Origin of the sequence: Paenibacillus sp. FSL K6-2862, assembly GCF_038005125.1 — a bacterium.
GTDB lineage: Bacteria > Bacillota > Bacilli > Paenibacillales > Paenibacillaceae > Paenibacillus > Paenibacillus illinoisensis_A.
The window spans coordinates 5001158-5019590 of the sequence record NZ_JBBOSN010000001.1 but is presented as its reverse complement, the minus strand read 5'-3'; the positions used below and the strand labels follow the sequence as shown (position 1 = coordinate 5019590).

The 18433-nt window shown below is 47.4% G+C and carries 18 protein-coding genes; 13 read left to right on the top strand and 5 right to left on the bottom strand.

The window, feature by feature from the left end; all coding sequences use genetic code 11:
• Positions 1 to 66 precede the first annotated feature (66 nt).
• Together licT and MHB82_RS22640 are read left to right on the top strand one after the other, a co-directional pair.
• The gene (licT, locus tag MHB82_RS22645; RefSeq protein ID WP_095289679.1) at positions 67 to 918 is read left to right on the top strand and encodes a BglG family transcription antiterminator LicT; all 852 of its coding nucleotides are present in this window, start codon (positions 67 to 69) and stop codon (positions 916 to 918) included.
• Between the two features lie 128 nt (positions 919 to 1046).
• Complete coding sequence (locus MHB82_RS22640; RefSeq protein ID WP_341175892.1) at positions 1047 to 2963, top strand: beta-glucoside-specific PTS transporter subunit IIABC; 1917 nt, start codon at positions 1047 to 1049, stop codon at positions 2961 to 2963.
• Between the two features lie 135 nt (positions 2964 to 3098).
• Here MHB82_RS22640 and MHB82_RS22635 read toward each other — a convergent pair whose 3' ends face one another.
• Positions 3099 to 3980 carry a LysR family transcriptional regulator gene (locus MHB82_RS22635; protein ID WP_341175891.1) on the bottom strand — a complete coding sequence of 294 codons (882 nt, stop codon included), beginning with the start codon at positions 3978 to 3980 and terminating at the stop codon, positions 3099 to 3101.
• 170 nt (positions 3981 to 4150) lie between these two features.
• Between MHB82_RS22635 and MHB82_RS22630 the strand changes: the two genes are divergently transcribed.
• Positions 4151 to 4744 (top strand): ankyrin repeat domain-containing protein, encoded by a 594-nt coding sequence (locus MHB82_RS22630; protein WP_255247919.1) that lies wholly within the window; start codon positions 4151 to 4153, stop codon positions 4742 to 4744.
• A gap of 50 nt (positions 4745 to 4794) precedes the next feature.
• A complete protein-coding gene (locus tag MHB82_RS22625) occupies positions 4795 to 6150 on the top strand; it encodes a uracil/xanthine transporter (RefSeq protein WP_095359634.1) in 1356 nt (451 codons plus the stop codon).
• On the opposite strand, the gene MHB82_RS22620 is transcribed toward MHB82_RS22625, so the two are convergent.
• Positions 6137 to 6514: a PilZ domain-containing protein gene (locus MHB82_RS22620; protein WP_095359633.1), complete on the bottom strand. Its 378-nt coding sequence runs from the start codon at positions 6512 to 6514 to the stop codon at positions 6137 to 6139. The two genes, MHB82_RS22625 and MHB82_RS22620, sit on opposite strands and share 14 nt — an antisense overlap.
• A 107-nt stretch (positions 6515 to 6621) precedes the next feature.
• Positions 6622 to 7086: a hypothetical protein gene (locus tag MHB82_RS22615; RefSeq protein WP_341175890.1), complete on the bottom strand. Its 465-nt coding sequence runs from the start codon at positions 7084 to 7086 to the stop codon at positions 6622 to 6624.
• 151 nt (positions 7087 to 7237) lie between these two features.
• Here MHB82_RS22615 and MHB82_RS22610 point away from each other — a divergent pair, with 151 nt between their 5' ends.
• From MHB82_RS22610 to MHB82_RS22570, 9 genes are all read left to right on the top strand, one after another.
• Positions 7238 to 8686: a HEAT repeat domain-containing protein gene (locus MHB82_RS22610; protein WP_341175889.1), complete on the top strand. Its 1449-nt coding sequence runs from the start codon at positions 7238 to 7240 to the stop codon at positions 8684 to 8686.
• A gap of 167 nt (positions 8687 to 8853) precedes the next feature.
• Positions 8854 to 9318: a DUF6386 family protein gene (locus MHB82_RS22605; protein ID WP_341175888.1), complete on the top strand. Its 465-nt coding sequence runs from the start codon at positions 8854 to 8856 to the stop codon at positions 9316 to 9318.
• Positions 9319 to 9389: 71 nt separating this feature from the next.
• Entirely contained in the window at positions 9390 to 10073 is a 684-nt protein-coding gene (locus tag MHB82_RS22600) for a hypothetical protein (protein WP_095359629.1), read from the top strand.
• Positions 10074 to 10093: 20 nt separating this feature from the next.
• Positions 10094 to 10714: an SMI1/KNR4 family protein gene (locus tag MHB82_RS22595; RefSeq protein WP_341175887.1), complete on the top strand. Its 621-nt coding sequence runs from the start codon at positions 10094 to 10096 to the stop codon at positions 10712 to 10714.
• Positions 10715 to 10736: 22 nt separating this feature from the next.
• Positions 10737 to 11258 carry a DUF5412 family protein gene (locus tag MHB82_RS22590; RefSeq protein WP_341176681.1) on the top strand — a complete coding sequence of 174 codons (522 nt, stop codon included), beginning with the start codon at positions 10737 to 10739 and terminating at the stop codon, positions 11256 to 11258.
• Positions 11259 to 11629: 371 nt separating this feature from the next.
• On the top strand, positions 11630 to 12178 hold the full coding sequence (locus MHB82_RS22585; protein WP_255247918.1) for an RNA polymerase sigma factor: 549 nt from the start codon (positions 11630 to 11632) through the stop codon (positions 12176 to 12178).
• Complete coding sequence (locus MHB82_RS22580; protein ID WP_095359627.1) at positions 12168 to 13310, top strand: DUF4179 domain-containing protein; 1143 nt, start codon at positions 12168 to 12170, stop codon at positions 13308 to 13310. The genes MHB82_RS22585 and MHB82_RS22580 overlap by 11 nt, the downstream gene beginning before the upstream one ends.
• A 317-nt stretch (positions 13311 to 13627) precedes the next feature.
• Positions 13628 to 15172, top strand: a complete 1545-nt coding sequence (locus MHB82_RS22575; RefSeq protein ID WP_341175886.1) for a methyl-accepting chemotaxis protein — start codon at positions 13628 to 13630, stop codon at positions 15170 to 15172.
• Positions 15173 to 15310: 138 nt separating this feature from the next.
• On the top strand, positions 15311 to 16024 hold the full coding sequence (locus MHB82_RS22570; protein WP_341175885.1) for a DUF4274 domain-containing protein: 714 nt from the start codon (positions 15311 to 15313) through the stop codon (positions 16022 to 16024).
• 131 nt (positions 16025 to 16155) lie between these two features.
• On the opposite strand, the gene MHB82_RS22565 is transcribed toward MHB82_RS22570, so the two are convergent.
• Positions 16156 to 16521, bottom strand: a complete 366-nt coding sequence (locus MHB82_RS22565; protein WP_341175884.1) for a VOC family protein — start codon at positions 16519 to 16521, stop codon at positions 16156 to 16158.
• 213 nt (positions 16522 to 16734) lie between these two features.
• Positions 16735 to 18387, bottom strand: coding sequence for an alkaline phosphatase (locus MHB82_RS22560; RefSeq protein ID WP_341175883.1), 1653 nt, complete (start codon positions 18385 to 18387; stop codon positions 16735 to 16737).
• Positions 18388 to 18433 lie beyond the last annotated feature (46 nt).

The following is an 18433-nucleotide window of genomic DNA, read 5'->3' as shown; positions in this document are numbered from 1 at the left end:
GCATCTTTCGTGACCTGCTTTGGTTTTGCCTTTTACTACTTTGACGGTGCAAGGTGATGTGAAGAAATGAAAATTGAGAAGGTGCTCAACAACAACGTAGTTACCGTGATTGATTCGGGCGGAAACGAACTGGTCGTCATGGGGCGGGGAATTGCCTTCAAAAAACATGCTGGTGAATCGATCGACGAAAGTCTTGTCGAAAAAATATTCTCATTGGAAAGCAAGGAAGTATCGCAGAAACTGAAAACGCTTCTGTCCGATATTCCAGTTGAATATGTTGAATGCTCGGATGAAATTATTCGTTATGCGGAGACGGTGTTAGGTGAGAAGTTACATGAGAGCATCTATATTTCACTAACGGATCATATTCATTTTGCCATTGATCGACATCGTCAAGGATTGCAGATCCGTAACGCACTGTTCTGGGAGATCAAGCGCATGTACCGCAAGGAATATGCCATTGGACTAAAGGCACTTCAGATTATTGAAGAGACGCTGGGAGTACTGCTTCCCGAAGACGAATGCGCATTCATCGCCATGCATCTGGTCAATGCCCAGATGAACGGTGAGATGAGAGAAACCATCAGTATTACGAATATTGTCAAGGACATACTCAACATTGTAAGGCGCAGTTTTGTCATTGAACTGGATGAGGATTCGCTGAGCTATTATCGCTTCTTAACCCATCTGAAGTTTTTTGCTCAACGTGTGCTGCAAGGTACAGCCATTGAAGACAAGGAAGAAGATAATCCGCTTCATGATCTGGTGAGTAAGCAATACCCTGAAGCATTTGCTTGTGCAGTCAAGATTAATGATTATACGCGGAAGATCTATAATCGGGTCTTGTCTAAGGAAGAAATACTGTATCTGACGATTCACATTGAGCGTGTAGTAAGAAATGAACAACCAACTGAATAATTTGGGATTGTTACTGCTAAAAAGGCAAAACCTAAACGTTGAATAATGATAAGCTGAAACTGCTTTGTCATTATCCAGTGTTTAGGTTTTTTTTTAACCTTCATTACACATTAAAGGAGCAAAACACAATGGATAAACAACAATTGTCCAAAGATATTTTGAAATTGGTCGGTGGAGAAGAAAACATTGATCAAGTCACGCACTGTATGACAAGACTTAGATTTAATCTCAATGACAATGGCAAAGCTGACAAAGCGACGCTTAAAAATACACCCGGCGTTATGGGTGTTATGGAGAATGGTGGTCAATTTCAGGTCATTATCGGGAACGATGTGCCTGTGGTGTATAACGCGCTGGTAGGAAACATGTCCAAATCTCCTGATGCGAAACCAGCTGCTGCTGCAACAGGAGGCAAAAAGAAAAATCCGCTGAGTGCCGTATTTGACTTTATTTCAGGTGTGTTCACTCCAATCCTTCCTGCCATCACTGGCGCGGGTATGATCAAAGGGATCGTGGCCTTGCTGCTTACCTTTGGATGGATTGATGCAACAAGTTCAACATACATCATCTTGTCTGCTATTGGTGATGGTGCGTTCTACTTCCTGCCAATCATTCTCGGGATTAGTACAGCACGTAAACTCGGGAGCAATATGTACATTGGTGCAGCCATTGGTGCATCGGTTATGCATCCAACCATTACGGCTTTGTTAGCACCGGGTGAGAATGTATCTTTCATCGGTTTGCCGGTTGTAGCTGCAACCTATGCCTCTTCGGTTATTCCGATTTTGATTGCAATCTGGCTGGCGTCTTATGTGGAAAAGGCGATCGACAAAGTTACACATGCTTCACTTAAATTGATTGTTGTGCCTACAGTGACTCTGCTTATCATTGTTCCTGTTATGATGATTGCCGTAGGACCACTAGGGGTTATCATTGGTAACGGCTTGACGGACGGTATTAACTGGTTGTTTAATAATGCTGGTTTGTTTGCAGGATTGCTTGTTGGTGGAGCGTTCTCACTCTTGATTATTACAGGAATGCACTATGCTCTCGTTCCAATCATGATCGGTTCCATTGCAACATTGGGATACGATTACTTGATTCCACTTATGATGGTTGCTAACTTTGCACAAGCGGGTAGTGCTTTGGGAGTTTCTCTGAAATCCAAAAACAAACAAATCAAGTCCTTGTCTGCATCGACTGGTGTTACCGCACTTATGGGTATTACAGAACCGGCCATGTACGGCGTCAACATGCGATTCAAAAAACCGTTTGTGGCAGCACTGATTGGTGCGGCAATTAGCGGAGCGTTCATCAGCTTCTTCCAAACTAAAGCGTATGTTATCGGTGGTCTGGCAGGTCTTTCAGGAATTCCAATGATCATCGGTCCGACATTTGTATATGCTCTGATCGGAATTGTCATTGCGGTTGTAGCTTCAGCAATTCTGACCTACATCCTCGGATTCGAAGATGTTCCAGAAGCAGTTCCAGCAGCAACGGCTACAGCTTCAGCTGAGCCTGTTACACCAGTTGCAGCTGATGTAAACAGTTCCGCTTCCGCAGTATCTGCGGTTGAAGAAGAAAAAGTCCAGGATCAAGAAGTATTCAGCCCGATGACAGGGGAAGTAAAACCGCTGAGCGAAGTACCTGACCCTGCGTTCTCTGAAGAAATTATGGGTAAAGGATTTGCAATTCAGCCGACTGAAGGTCGTGTCGTTTCCCCAATTAACGGAACAGTGTTCTCCTTGTCGAAGAGTGGACATGCCATTGGTCTGGTCAGCGACAACGGTGCAGAGATGCTGATCCACATCGGAATTGATACGGTGAAGCTGAAAGGCCAATTCTTCTCGCCTAAGGTTCAGGCGGGTGCAAAAGTTGCTGTGGGTGATGTATTGATGGAATTTGACCGTGAAGAAATCGAAAAAGCCGGTTATACAACCATTACACCAGTCATCGTCACAAACATGCATCAATATGAGTCGATTGTATCTGCAGGTCGTACTGCAATCAAAGAGCAAGAGCTGCTCTATACAGCCAAAGCCTAACAAATAAGAAACAGCAGGGTTTCCAAACGTACTGGAGACCCTGCTGTTTTTTTGGTTTATAGCTACGCTAATCGCCTGTGTTTCATCGCAGCTGAATATCTGTTGCTTTCAATTAACACCTCATCCGTTATGTACCTATGGGAGCATCTCCCGAACCAACTGCACGAATTGCTGGGCCGGCTTGGACAGATAACGATGATGCAGCCAGACGAGCGCTGAACCCACGGTAGAGTTCGAATCAAGGATCCGATATATATGGAATGATTGTTCGTGATGGAGCTGCAGTACAGTGCCAGGCACGATGGAATTCGCGAATCCGAGCCGGACCAGCTCTAGCAGCATGGCGACATCTGAGCATTCACCCATAATCGAAGGTTTCACCTGATGTTCACGAAACTTCTCGAGAATCAGTTCAAACATGCCAAGTCCCTCTGTACTGGGAAGCAGGAGTGGAACTTCGGCTAACTGATCAAAGTAGGTGCCGTTTTCTCCATTGGTCTCCAGGGGCTCCGGGGATATATAGTAGAGCGGCTCCTGCGGCAGATGCAGCACTTCATAGTGTTTTGTTTTCACCGGCATACGTACGCAGGCCAGCTCAATCAGTCCATCATCCAGCATGCTGCATAGTTGTGCGGATTCATTCTGCTGAATTTTGTATGTTACTTGAGGATGGCTTGTGCGAAACTGCTGGAGCGCCTTCGGGATCAGACTATCGGAAATGGTATTCATGCCAAGGGATAGCTTGCCCCGGATTCCGTAACGGAAGCTCTGCATCTCCATGACGGCTTCCTCCATGTATTTGGTCATCGTGACGGCATAATCATAGAAGCTGCGGCCTGCTTGCGTCAATTCCATCAAGCGTCCTTTGCGTTCAAATAACGCTACACCAAGCTCTTCTTCCATCAGTTTTAATTGCTGGCTGAGTGGAGGCTGAGCCATGTGCAGTCTACGGGCAGCTGCGGTAATTTGTTTCTCTTCGGCAATGGCAATAAAGTAGCGACATTGTTTGATATCCACCTGTTTTCACCCTCGTTGCAAGTATATGTATTTCGTATAGTTAGCCAACAAAACATGTATTTTTAATATACTATCCTCCTATGGTACCATACATTAGATTTACGCACCTAAATGGCAAGATTCGATCTCCATTGGAACGCTGATCCACAAGATTAACAACGAATTGGAGGATGAACGTATTGGTAAATGCGATACATGCCGCTGCTGAAGCTGGACATACAGATGAGGTGATCCGGTTTATTACACAAGGTGCCGGATTGAATGAACGGGATGCGCTTGGGCGGACTCCGTTAATGGCTGCTGTGCATGGAAATAAGGTACAGACCGTTAGCATGTTGATTGATGCCGGAGCAGATATTAACATTCAGGATAATCGATTGGATAATCCATTGTTATATGCCAGTGCTGAGGGCCTCAAGGAAATTGTTGAAATGGCCGTCGCAGCTGGGGCAAATACAAGATTAACGAATCGCTTTGGCGGAACCGCACTTATCCCTGCAGCAGACCGGGGCCATGTGAACATTGTGGAATTCCTCCTGACTTGTACGGATGTGGATGTGAACCATGTCAACAATCTGGGCTGGACAGCTCTGCTGGAGGCTGTCATTCTGGGAGACGGTGGACTCCGGCATCAGCAGATCGTGGCATTGCTTCTGCAATATGGTGCCGATAGAGAGATAGCCGATCGGGATGGCGTTACCCCGCTAGCTCATGCCAGACGGAACCGTTATACCGAAATGGAACGAATGTTATCGAATAGCTGAATCAAGGTGCCTAATTCCATATTGAGGCTCGAAAGGACACGAATTAAATTATGAACAGACACCAAGAGCATTTCATCACAAAATATATAAGTCAGACATCATCTCTGGTTTTGGCAGGGATTCAATGGTTCTTCTTCCTGTTTACCAACACGGTCGTGGTACCATTATCCATTGGTCATAATTTTCACATGTCACCGGATGCCATCGCTGCATCCATGCAGCACGCTTTTCTGCTCACCGGAGCCGTGTGTATTCTGCAGGCTGTGTTTGGGCATCGCTATGCAGTCATGGATGGACCGTCCGGTCTCTGGTGGGGATTGACCCTCAGCCTGACCGTCTCGGCATCTTCCGCCGGCATGAGTCTGGAGCGGATCGGAGGCGGACTTGCTGCCGGCTTCCTGCTCGCAGGACTAACGATGGCCGTTCTTGGCCGATTGGGCGCAGCCCATCTGCTGCAGAAGCTGTTTACACCCATGGTTAAGAGCGCCATGTTGTTTCTCATGACGATTCAGCTGACCATGAATTTCTTCAAAGGCATGATTGGGTATACCGAATTCGGTACATTTAACCTGCCGGTTGCAGCTTTATCTGTAGCTATTGCCTTTCTGGTGGCCCTGATCCAACTGAAGGGAAGAGGCAAACTGGGCAACTATTCCATCCTCATTGGCATTGTGACAGGCTGGATTGCCTACAGTTTTGTGTTTCCAGGTCAGCATGCAGGCTTGTCAGGCAATTCTGGGGGGAGTTTGTTTACACTGTTTCCATGGGGAGTACCGACGTGGGAGCCGGGCATTGTTGTAACGGCGTTCTTCGTGGGTTTGGTCAATATGACGAATTCAATTACGACATTAAGCACGGTCGAGAAAATATATGAAACACAGACGACAGATCAGCAATATAAACGCTCCTATGTACTAACCGGATTGTTCAGCATGCTATCTGCATGTGTGGGTGTGCTGCCATTTGGTTTATTTGCTTCGTCCATCGGTTTTCTGGAAAGTACTCGGATTTTGCGGCGTGCTGCCTTTATTATCGGGGCCGCCATGTTATGTATTTTGGGACTCACCCCTTCGGTGACTGCCTTTTTTGCGCAAATACCACCGAGTGTGGGCAGTGCCGTGCTGTTTGTAGCTTATCTGCAAATGTTTGGAACGGCTCTCCGCACCATTGAAGGTACTGCGTTTAATTCCAAGACGATCTACCGCGTGGCTCTGCCCGTGCTAACCGGAGTTGCCGTGATGAACATCCCTGCTGAAGCTTTTCAGGCATTACCGATTTACCTTATTCCGATTATTAGCAATGGTCTCGTGATCGGAGTTATGGTCTCGCTGATTCTGGAGAAAAGTGTGAACTGGTCCAAAATGGAGAGTGCTTCTACCGCGAGCAAAACCGTTACTTCACCATGATTCTTCCCTGTCCCGCAAGCATGCGCAGTTCTCTGGACAGGCGATCATGGTTCCCGTCTTGTATTTCAAGCTGTACGCCGTAGTGCCAGGTTTCGTTCTCCTCGTTGCCCCAGCGCAGTGTTCCTTCCAGATCTAAAGGGTCTTCAAAAAGAAGCAGATTCATTCCAATCCGGATTTCGTTGGACTCGACATGCAGGCTTAGCGGAAAGGAAAGCTGGCACCCCGATCGGCTGATATCGATCAATTCGGCCTGAATAGGTTTGTGCGGAGCAGAGACTCCGTTAATGCTGATAATGTAAATTTCAAACATGATGGGTTCCTTCAATGTATAACGAAAAGGCTCTCTTCTAAGGTTGATTGACATAGTTTCCTCCACAAAGTTCAAAAGATTCATGTTATGGATATATCGTCAATTTGTACCCAAAAATGAAGAGATACGGCCTTGTTTGCATTGAGGGGATCCAACACCATTTAGGTAAAAGTGAGCCCAATGCTCGCACTCGCAGACCGTGGATCATAGCTGGAAAATATTGATCCCCATGGGAAGCTGTATTCCATATAGGGATAGGGTTTGGAGCGGTTAATTTGCGGTGCAGCGGCAATCTGCTCACGAAGCCACTCATCATGGGCCAGTTTGCGCTTCATCTCACCTGCCTCGGTCCAGTCATCCCATGAAGAGGGGAATTCTTCGCCGTCCAGTGCCAAACTGGCCTGAACCAGCCTGGACTGATGGAAACACAAGGCGAGGTAAAATGCTTTAACATCTGCAGAGGCATCTGATTTGAATTTGTACCACGTATATCCCGTAGTAAGTTTCTGAACCTCCGTGCTATTCTCCCGATAAAACCAACTTGCCTTCAATTCCTCCTCCGTAAGTCCAGAGTACAATTTCATGCTATCGTGAACCCGAATGACGCCGCTTTCCCATCCATCCATAATTACAGTCCCTCCCTCATTGCATTTTCTCACAAGTATAGCATACACAGATATAGCCCCTGAGTTCCTTTAACCCCGGTGTCTGGCTTGATATAATGGTTGGATATGGTTCTGATTCCTCACCTGAATCAGATGGGAAGGAGCGGATGAAATGCGGCAATTAACTTCGGAATTCCGGCTTAGACTGGATCAGCTCGGGACGGGAACGGTTCAGGAAACCGCCGAGCAGCTCCGTCATCTTGGTCAATCCGGAGAGTATATGTTGATCCCGAGCCTACTGCGACTGATGGATGACGACAGTCTTGTTATCCGTCAGGCTGCGGAGCAGGCGGTAGCTCGTTTAATAGAAGCGTGTCCAGTATTCGAGCTGGTGTGGCTAAACGAACATGTAAGGGAATGGCGTCCTTCCCCAGTCATGTGGAAGCGGGTCGTGGAACGTGAGGTACATAAGATAGATCAGGCCAGTACAATCCGTTTGTCCATGTTGACGATGCACTGGAGCGGCTACGTCAGAGAAGCTGCAGTTAGAAGAATGATTCGGGAGGATGAGTCCTATAGCTTTGCTTATCTGCTGCTTCGGTTGAATGACTGGGTGCCCGAAATTCGCCATTTGGCGAGAGCGGCACTGGAACTTAAACTGAAGCCCGAGCATGCCAAGCTGTGGATGGAAAATATCATGCTTGTGGAGCGACTTCGGATCTGTGGACGGGATCAATTCGAGTCTTTTATCGAATCCGTACATCACCTACTGCGTCAGAAGGAATGCAGGTTTGTCCTTCATAACGCACGGGTATCCCCTGAACCCAGCATTCGTCAGTTCGCTTTTCGGATTTCACTCGAAGCAGAGGGAACGGATACAGGCATGATTATGGAGCAGGCATTACGGGATGAGAACCCTGCTATCCGGCGATGGGCAGCACAGCGAGTAGATCGTATGTTGTCCGGTCAGAAGCTGAGAGAGGCCCTACTTGGCATGCAGCTGGACAGTGTACCTTCAATCCGCCGGGAAGGTCTGGCTGTACTTGCCACGATGTATCCCGATGATGCAAAGGCCATTATAATGGATCGGCTTCTGGATTCAAACCTGCCTGTGCGGGATACAGCACGGAGGTATGCCAAACAGTGGATGAACGTGAGTTATGCGGAGTGGTATCTTGATGTCATCTGGGGCGATGATCAACATCATCTCGCTGCAGCCATTTCAGGACTGGGAGAGACGGGGGACAAGGCGGACGCAGAAGTGCTGTATGAATATGCGAAGCATCCATCGATTGCCGTACGAAAAGCCGTTATCCGCGGATTAATGCGGCTGGACGCTTCTTCATACGGAATGCATTTTGTACATTCGCTAACAAGCGAGCAGCCTGGCATCTCCAGGGAGGCCTGCCGTGCACTTATGCAGCATCCCTATCTTATACAGCCTGATGAAGTGGCTGGTCTGTTGTCGGACCCTGATGCCCTTCCTCATGTCGTTCGCAATGTGCTGCGCATTATTTCTTCCATGAGCAAGTGGAATCAGGTTGGACTGCTGCTGCAGCAGCTTCCAGCGGCAAGGCACGGATTGGTGAAACAAGCCATTCATCGCCAGTTGTATAACTAGGCCAGATACCCGAACCGTAGGTACGGCGGGCGATTGTCCACGGCAGAGCGGGAACGCCTTCATAAGCTGCTGTCGTTATGCGGGCAGGAACTGGACTGTGATCTGCTGCATCGATTGGAGTGGCTAATGCAATAAATCATGACGATCAATCAGAGAGGAAGATAAGAATGCGTGGGACATTTCAATTCGTGACGGGAACGGCAACCATGTGCCTGTTCGATCTGGCTTCGTTAAAACATCGTATAGAAGAATCACCCGACTGGTGGTCCATTCCGGAAGATGAACTGGCTGAGGTGAATGCGGGTCATTGTCTCTTTTTCAATCTGGGAGCCGATGGATTGTACGAGGTGTCATGGCGTGTGAACATCTCGGATACAGCTAGCGCAGTGCAAGAAACGGAAGGTGTGCAGGTATTCTATCTGCAAGTCCCAACCGGTAACGTATTTCTGGGTGCAGCTGAAGATGTCAGTGGGGGAGAACTGGAGCCGGATGAGTCATGCGATGGAATCATCCTATCGCTGCAGCCGGGAAATGTGGCTTGCATCGTCTCAAGAGAAGGCAAACAGATTTCACTGACGATTCAATCAAGTGCTCAAGGACACAATGAGCTGGATCGTCTGATCCGGATTTGAAGTGTTTTTTATAAGGCTAACAAGTCTCATAGAACTCAGGTAATGAAGAAAGCTGAAGCGGAGGAATACCCATGCCGAATTGGAATTTCACATCGATCACAGATTCAGATAAGCTGCACCAACAGATGCGGATACTTGCTGCACTGGATATCATCCTGTCGGAGGAAGAATGGCTTCGTGTACACCGCTATGAAGCAGAGCTGCAGCCTGGTGTGGCATGGGGGAGTATCGATAACGGGGCAGGAGATCACCTGCATGTGTTGTTTACCCCATCGGGTACGTTAATCAAGGGGTTTGATCATGAATCTCCCTTAAGTCCCCATGCTCGTGACGATGGGGAAGTCTATCCGGGCATGTATGATGAAGTGCCGAAGGTATTGAGAGCAATCTTAAAGGATCAGGAAGAGAGAATGGAACCCGAGGATGTTACCTTTTGTATTTGGCAGGAAGGAAACGATCCGGAGTGGAAGACAGGAAGCTGGATTCAGCAGGCGTTAATCGAAGAAAGCGAAGACGACGCCACAGGCGGTGCCGATTTTTTGCTGGGCTATATTGAGGAAACGCCAGAGGCGTTCGCTGATTGGGCAGAGGGTTATTACGAGTCACATGAACTGCCGCTGTCTGCGATAGCTGAAGTATACGAAGGAAAACCAGTAACGCCCGGTTTAATCAGGAGGCTATGTCCTGAACGTGATGTAGAAGCAGCACTGGATGAGCTGCAGCAACGTGGTTATGTCATAGAACGAATGGGGTAGAGGGTGAGGGGACAGTAATCGTGTATAAGAAGCAGCTGGAACGCATAAGAGAGAAGTTGAAGAAACTTCAACGTATGGATGCGAATATGAGCTTGTTTGGAGCAGAGAACCACGAGTATGAGATGGAGCGGGTATGGACACCGGAAGAGATCACAGGGTTCGAACAGAAATGGAAGATTACTTTGCCAGAGGAGTATCGGGCTTTTCTGCTGCATATCGGATCGGGAGGAGCAGGTCCATATTACGGACTGGAGAAGCCGGAAGATGGGGTGTATGCCGTCATTGGATATGACGATGAGCTGAATGCTATCTCGGATCCATTTCCCTATGTAGAAGCTTGGAACTGGGAAGTTGACTGGTATGATGACAGCAAGGAAGAAGAGGAGTGGGATGCACTGGACCATGATTATCATGATCCTAAACGGTCGGCAGGCCTGCTGCGCATCAGTGATTTTGGCTGCGGCATTTCCATGAATCTGGTCTTGAATGGACCATGCAGCGGGGAGATCTGGACCGATGATCGGGCGAATCGCAGCGGCATCTATCCGGATCATTATTTCGGCAATACGGAACGTCTGCATTTTCTGGATTGGTATGAGTTATGGCTGGATCGTTCCATCCATGAATTGAATGAAGAGTAGGGGATTCTTGATGGTGAAAAAAATGAACAGGATTGCATTGCTGCTCGTGCTCATTTTATATTTCATTTCGTTTTACTCATTATATGCCAATATGAATAATCAATGGTTGATCGCTCCGCCTGCCTATATGATGCTCGTTTTTTCTATATTCGTTCTTGTTCTAGCTATACTTGGTATTCAAGATCGATCGAACAACTTTGCGAAGCTGAGAAGCTGGATTTCGGTGATACTCTCTTCAGTCCTCATTTTCCTACTACTTGCTCTCACATCCTTTACTGCGATGTTCTCCGGATCAAAAGTATTACTCACGACGACACACTCGCCAGATCAGCACTATACACTGAAATTTTATAAAACGGATGCGGGTGCAATGGGGACATTCGGCATTGTGGGGGAATTGCAGGGACCGCTTTGGTTTCGAAAAGTGGTGTATTCGGAGCGAAAGACGGATCAAGTCCAGTTGGAATGGAGCAATAACCACACCGTTGTCATTAATGAGCACCAAGTGAATTTATTGCTTGAGAAATCCTGGATTCCACAATAATAATCTATGGAGAAAACCAAGCTTTCTAGGGACCCCGTTATAACTCATGTAGATCTGTAATAACCCTTTAACGTGAGAGAAAATCGCCCATTCGACATTACATAAATAAATAGAGTTTATAAAAACGTACGATGATCTGTAAAGCACATTTTAATAAAGAACAGCACGGATTAATGAATGATCTCTGTCTTAAACAGGGGTCATTCTTTTTATCGTTGAACTCAGAATATCTCCAGACAGCCCTGAGCTAATGGGGTCAGTTTTAATCTATTTTACAATCCGGCTCATTGGCATATGGGAAAATAATAAAAACCGTTTGGCGCAGTTACCCGTCTTATACCACAGAAAGAGAGAGAAGGAGGGGAACCGGGGTGGAGACCAAAGCCGAGATGAAGAAGATGATATTCGTGCAAACCGAAGATGAGACGGTGTTTGTCCAGTCCATCATGGAGCATCAGGATACGCTGATTTCCATTGCCTACAGCTATCTCCGCAATCGTCATGATGCTCTGGAAGCCGTACAGGAGATGACATGCCGGGCCTGGACGAAGCGTCGGAGTTTGAAAAATGAAAAAGCGTTCAAATCCTGGATCATTCGAATTCTGATCTATGTCTGTATTGATGAACAGAGACGCCGCAAGCGGACTACACCGCTGTCTAATGACGGTTTGGAGGAAGTGGTTGCAGATTTCACTGGTGCAAGTCTGGAGGATAATCGAATCGCCATGTGGTCATTGTTGCAGAAGATAAAACCGAAATACCGCCATGTATTATTGCTGAAATATTATAACGACATGACACTAAGCGAGATTGCCTCGATCCTCGGGAAACCAAATGGCACCATCAAAACATGGCAGCACAAGGGGCTGGAGCACTTACGCAAGCTGATGAAGAACAGGGGGGATTGGCATGAGAACTAGTCCGGAGGAAAAGGCACTGCTCGCAGACGCATATCAGGTCGAACTGGAGAAACAGCATTTGAACCCGGCAGATACGGCATTTGCCATCCAGCGAGGGCTTGCAAAAGCAAGAGCAAGGCGAACGACAAGCGGTCTTCCATTAAAATGGGTCACTGCTGTGCTCATAACAGCAATCACTGCCGTGTGTCTCCTACTCGGACCATACCGAGGGATTATGATCCCCCAGACCACAGCTGTTGAACCCATCCAGGATTGGGGAGTGCTGGAGCCTTTTCGTAAATTAGCTGATCAGGACGTTAACGGGAGCACGATCGAATCCGCAATCAATAATGGCTATTATCAACTTGTCGACCGTACGGTGAAATCGGGAATATATCAATTTACGGTTAATGCAGTAATGGCAGATGAGAACAAGTTAATTGTGTTATATACAGCCAAGACAGACGATACTCAAGAAATCTATTCGGTTGTGAATGCCAAGATGACAAACGCGATAACGAATAATGTTTTGGGCGACGGAAATTCGAGGGGGATGCATACTCCAGATGATGAGCACACCATTTATGGTCAAAGCGCGATAGAGCTTAGAAAAAATCAGCCTTTACCTGAACAAGTTATGATGAATGTACAGATTTCATCGGTTGTTCCGAATAAAGGCACGAATTCAGATGCAGTCAACAAGGAACGGAAATATCAATTTTCGAAAAAAATGGACATCACCTTCAATCTGGACCCTAAATTCTCGGTTCCACAGACGGAAGTCTTAGAACTCAAACAGCTGCTTACCATTGACGGACATGAAGTGATGTTATCTGAAGTAGAATTATCACCTCTAGTGATTAGTGCGAGATTCATCTACGAACCTGAAAAAGATATTGACTTTGAATCCAGAATGTCCATTAACGATGTTGTTCGACCTACTCAGATGATATCCACAACTAAAGAGGGGAAAGAGACAAAGCTAAATATGGTATCGGGTAGTGGAACAGAAGACGGCATGAACTTTTCATTCGGCAGCAACCTGCTGGATGATCCACAATCGTTAGTATTAAAGCTGCATGGTGTGCCTGGCAAAGTATACGATGATCTTCAGGAAGCAGAGCGCGATATGATTAAGTTAAAAATTAAATAGGATGTTCTACCATCAATAGCATTGAGCTGAATTAGATTTGATTGGCCTGCCTGTACGCGAAAGCGTTCAAGGCGGGCTTTTTGTCTGATCTCTCAATGGATAAAGAAGCATTTTATTTTGCAGATGCATATAAAATTTACATTTAGTTTACCGATATACATAATGTAGCGCTCATTTCATGTTTATGAAGTTAATTTGTACTATGCTACAGCGTGAGGTATTTGCGAATGGTGGATATGCAGGACCATAGACCAATGGAATGTAGTACAGAGTTGCCCTACAACACCACATTTACCTAGATAAAGGACGGGGAACGGATGAATCGGTATGATGAGATTATTTGGAAAAGGAACAAGCTGATCAGTATCATTTTGTGGGTTATTCTTGCGATTGGTGTGAGTCTGAGCTTCATGCTCCCTAAGCTGCTTGTTTCCAATGGGATTGCCATTTTGTTTGCAGCTTGGGTTACATACGCTAATGTGAAAAGAAAACATATTCATTTAATTCCTTGGCTGTTTACCATTTTGATTACCTTATGTGGGGTCTATGTCGGTTGGGGTACGGTTAACCTTACGATGAGTCTGGTAATAACCGCTGTTTTGCTGCTCATTCCGAACAAGAAGTTTTTTATGATTGGTTTTTTTGTTTTGCTAGCCCACAGTGTGCTCCAGCTATTTGTTATAAACACAGCTCATGCTGATGAACTTATAGAGAATATCGTTAACGTTGGACTGTTCGCTCTTACCGGAGCAATCCTGATGTTAGTCTCCCATTTGAATCAAAGACTTTTCCTGAACAGCGAAGTCCGCTGGCAGGAAGTAGAACAATCCAAACAAAGAGTAGAGACCATGATGGAACGTGTCAAAGCTTCGGTGGAAGGCTTGTCTCTTTATACGGATCAACTGAAACAAAAGGTGGACGCGACCGGGTCCATCACGCATGAAGTGACGCTTGGATTCAGTGAAGTGGCCAAAGGCGTGGAGTTCCAGGCTACGAGTGTGGCAGAAATTTCGGAATCCCTCTCCCTGTCGGATCATCATATCCGTGATGTTGCTTCCTACTCGTCTCAGATGAAAGAACTGTCCGCCAGTATGGCATCCAGTACGGAAACGGGAAGTGCACAGATGGACCATCTGAATGTGCAGATGCAGGAACTCTATGAGACGATTGATACCACGGCTTCGGATATGAGAAAGTTCAATGAAGAAAGTGAAGCGATGTCCCTGATGTTGAACAGTATCTCGGATATTGCGAACCAGACCAACTTGCTTGCACTCAATGCAGCGATCGAAGCCGCTCGTGCAGGGGAACATGGACGTGGATTTGCGGTGGTTTCGGAGGAAGTTCGCAAGCTGGCGGAGCACTCTGGTCAGTCGGCAAATGACATTGGCACCATTTTGACCCGGTTAAAAGGGCAAACGCAGGGGTTGACGGATCGCTTTGAACGCATTCGACTTGCACTTCAAGAGGGAAGAGACAGCGTGCAGACTGCAGAAGTTGTTTTCCGTACGATTAATAGCAATTCCCAGGAAGTGTTAAATCAGGCCATGGATATTGAGAGCAGTTCAGCCACGATGAAGGAATCCTCCACCAAAGTCGTGAATGAGGTTTCCGAGATTTCAAGTGTGACTCAGCAATCCAGTGCAGCTACGGAAGAGATTCTCGCCAGTATGGAGGAGCAGCGCAACCTGACTCAGAAGATGGTGGACAGCTTCGGTGAGCTGGAGCAATTGATTCTGAACCTGAATGAACTGGTGTCGGATCATCAGTTGTCCTCTCCTGTCACGGAAGAGAAGGCGGATGATCGCCCTTCACCGAGTGTCGTACCGATCGATACGCTGTCAGCTAAGAAGGCAGTTTAGCTTTTAGAAGAAAATATTGAGACCGCCCTTACGTTCATCGTGGGGCGGTTTTTTTGCTGCCAAGTGGTGACTTGAAACCCATGTATATCTCCTTTACAGTGTAATGTAGAATGAGAGTTGCAAGGGGGAGAATGGTTAATGAATTGGCTTGAAATCAGTAAGTCCAAAGATGTGGAACAAGCTTGCGCAGCAGTACATAGCCTGGATATCAATGAGCGGGATGAACGGGGACGTACGCCCTTAATGCTTTTCTTGACGTATCGCATGCCAGCTGAGGCTATTAAATGTCTGTTGGAACAGCAAGCAGACTTGGACGCGGAAGACAAACTCGGCGATACCGCTCTGAAAAAAGCTGTGAAGTTCAAGCAGATCGAAGCCATCCAGCTCATGCTTGAGCAGGGGGTGAAGCTGGACTCTACATATGGAATTCAGGCGACGGCCTGGAATGCAGCCAGAAGGGACCCGGCTATTGCAGATATGCTGCTTGGTACCACGGGCTCGGTGAGACTTCGGCTGACCCAAGCGGAACAAGCAATCGTCGATGAGATTTTGTACGAAGAATCTTCAGAGAGGGCAGCCGCGAAGATCCGTGATCTGGACTCAGCTGTACTTCTGCATGCTGTCGTGGACGGGTACAACTGGGATGACAGTCCCGAGCCTATGCTGGCTGCTTGTGAGCATCCTGCCTGTGCGGAGATCACGCTGCTCGACATGGCTGAGCTGCTGGACGCCGATTACTGGCTGGAGATGGACGCAGACGAAGTGAACCAAAATGAGGATGGACCGGGTTATCGCCGACTTGCCGAGCTACTAAGAGTGAAGTGCCCAACAAATTCCTCAAATAAATTGTGAATACAAAACAAGAGTATGTTCTAGGCACAACTAGAGATGCTCTTGCTTTGTATAGTGCTAAAAAATGGTGATGCTAGGCATGTATAACACAATACCATTGCTGACGCTGCCCCATGAGTGGTCGAGCACGGTCACTCATGCTCGGCGAGCTGCACCTCGAAGCCGTCCGGGTCGGCGATGTAAAGGAAGCGAAGATGTGGATTCGGCTGAACGGGCCCGCGAACAATGGGAATATTCAGTGCTGCCAGTCGTTCCATAGCTTCTTCCAGTGAACTCACCTCGTAGCCGATGGACACGCCAGATTCTTTTTTGAGGACGGATTCACTTCCCTCAATCAGCTCCAGCATGGTTTCATTTTCAGTACCCAACATGGCAATTTGCCGCCCACGACTTTCGAATTGACGCTGGATTGGAAGCCCGAGCATGCCGTGGTAGAACCCAAGCGAGGCTTCCAGATTGCGCACCCGAAGCGTGATCCAGTTTAATTTGATCAACATGGGTGAATCTCTCCTTTTTGTCTCCTATTTATCAATATGTTACGTCCATTATACGACAAGCAAGGAGGAGGAACCCATCCTTGTCTGTGAAAAACAAAAATAGCTGCCGATATATTCGGCAGCCCAATGATACAATTCCGGTTGAAACTTTGTAAACCGCTACGCTCTTCTTTTATGTGTGTTTGGTTTATAAGCGTATACCATCTTTCAAACTTACTGAATCAGATTGACTGCACCTTGTGGTACAAAGGCATCTACCCCGTTGTACACGATTACGCCTTCCAGAGCAGTCTTTTTGCCGTTAACCAGCGCAATGTTTTTGTAGATTTGCAGTTCGACTTTAGTGCTGCCTTTGGTAACCAGAATCTTAGGGTTTTTGGCATCCGTCAGGTCCAGCTTGTACGTTGCGCCTTTGGCTGTGAATGCTTGTTTGGCGGGAACAAATAGCTGTTTGCTCACGCTATCCAGATCCAGATTCAATACGCGCGCCATATATTTAGCCACATCCGTATTGTCGATTACGCCGAATGGACGGTCATTGTTCGGAGCGTACGTGTACAGCACAACGTCTCCGCCTGTGTGACCACCCGTCGTCCAGCCAATGCCTGCACGTTTGCTGATCATTGGTCCGATGGCGTAGTTCAGACTGCCTGGCTCGGCTGCCTTAATGGTAGCGATCTCCTCGGATGTCAGGTCGGAAATACCGTAGTATTGTTTCATGACCGCTTTGATATTGGTTCGTTTGGCATTCAGCTTCGCTTCCACGCCTTCACCTGTCAGCTTGGCCTTTTTCAAAGGTCCAATAAATGTGGACAATGGTTCTTTGTCATAGGTGCCCGTTGTTGCATTGTTACCGATCGTGAGACCGCCGTTACCGTGGTCTGTTACTGCCACAACAGCTGTCTCTCCATCTGCTTTGGCAAAATCCATGGCTACTTTTACGGCATCGTCAAATGCCAGTACGTCACTGATAATTCCGATCGGATCATTGGCATGAGCTGCCCAGTCTACTTTGCTGCCTTCAACCATGAGGAAGAAACCGTCTTCGTCTTTGGACAGAACATCAATGGCTTTGGATGTCATTTCAGCAAGGCTTGGCTGCTTGGCAGGGTCACGGTCCATATCATAAGCCATGCCTGCAGGTGCGAACATTCCCCACAGCTTGCCGGAGTTTGAGGCTTTCATGCCAGCCGGTGTGGTCACGTAATCGTAACCGAGTGCTTTGATGGAAGAGACCAGATTCTCACCGTCTTTGCGGCCAGCCGGCTCAAGGTAGCGACTTCCGCCACCCAAAACGACATCGAGGCCGTTATATACTTGCTGTTTGCTGAGTGCATCGTAATTTTTACGATCCGGATAGTGGGCAGAGAAGTCTGCCGGTGTAGCGTGCATAATCTCGGAGGTGGCTACAATGCCGGTTGCCTTTCCTGCCAATTTGGATGCCTCCAGCACGGAAGCAATCGGTTTCTTGGCATCTCCAGGCGCGATCGCCTTCTGTCCAGGCATGGTTGCCTTGTCTGGCAGTACGCCAACATATCCTGTATGTGATTTATAACCTGTAGCAAAAGCCGTTCCCGCAGGAGCCGAGTCCGCAATCGGAGCATCCGCGGAGTGTGTGCGAACCATACCGCTTGCCATGGAATCCAGAGTCAGGGAAGACCCTTTGTACCAGCGGGCCAGTGCAGTGGCGTCGTTAGCCATGCCGTCCGGAATCAGGATAATGACATTTTTGATCGGTGATGATGATGCGGGTGCAGCAGTGTCCTCCGCAGCCCACGCTGCGCTGCTTCCTCCCAGCGTAGCTGTAACAACTGTCGTAACCGCGAGCATCATTTTGGCCGCACGGGCATTGAACCGGTTTAACATGAATACATCCTCCTAAAATAGATATGTATAGTTTGGTATCCCAAAA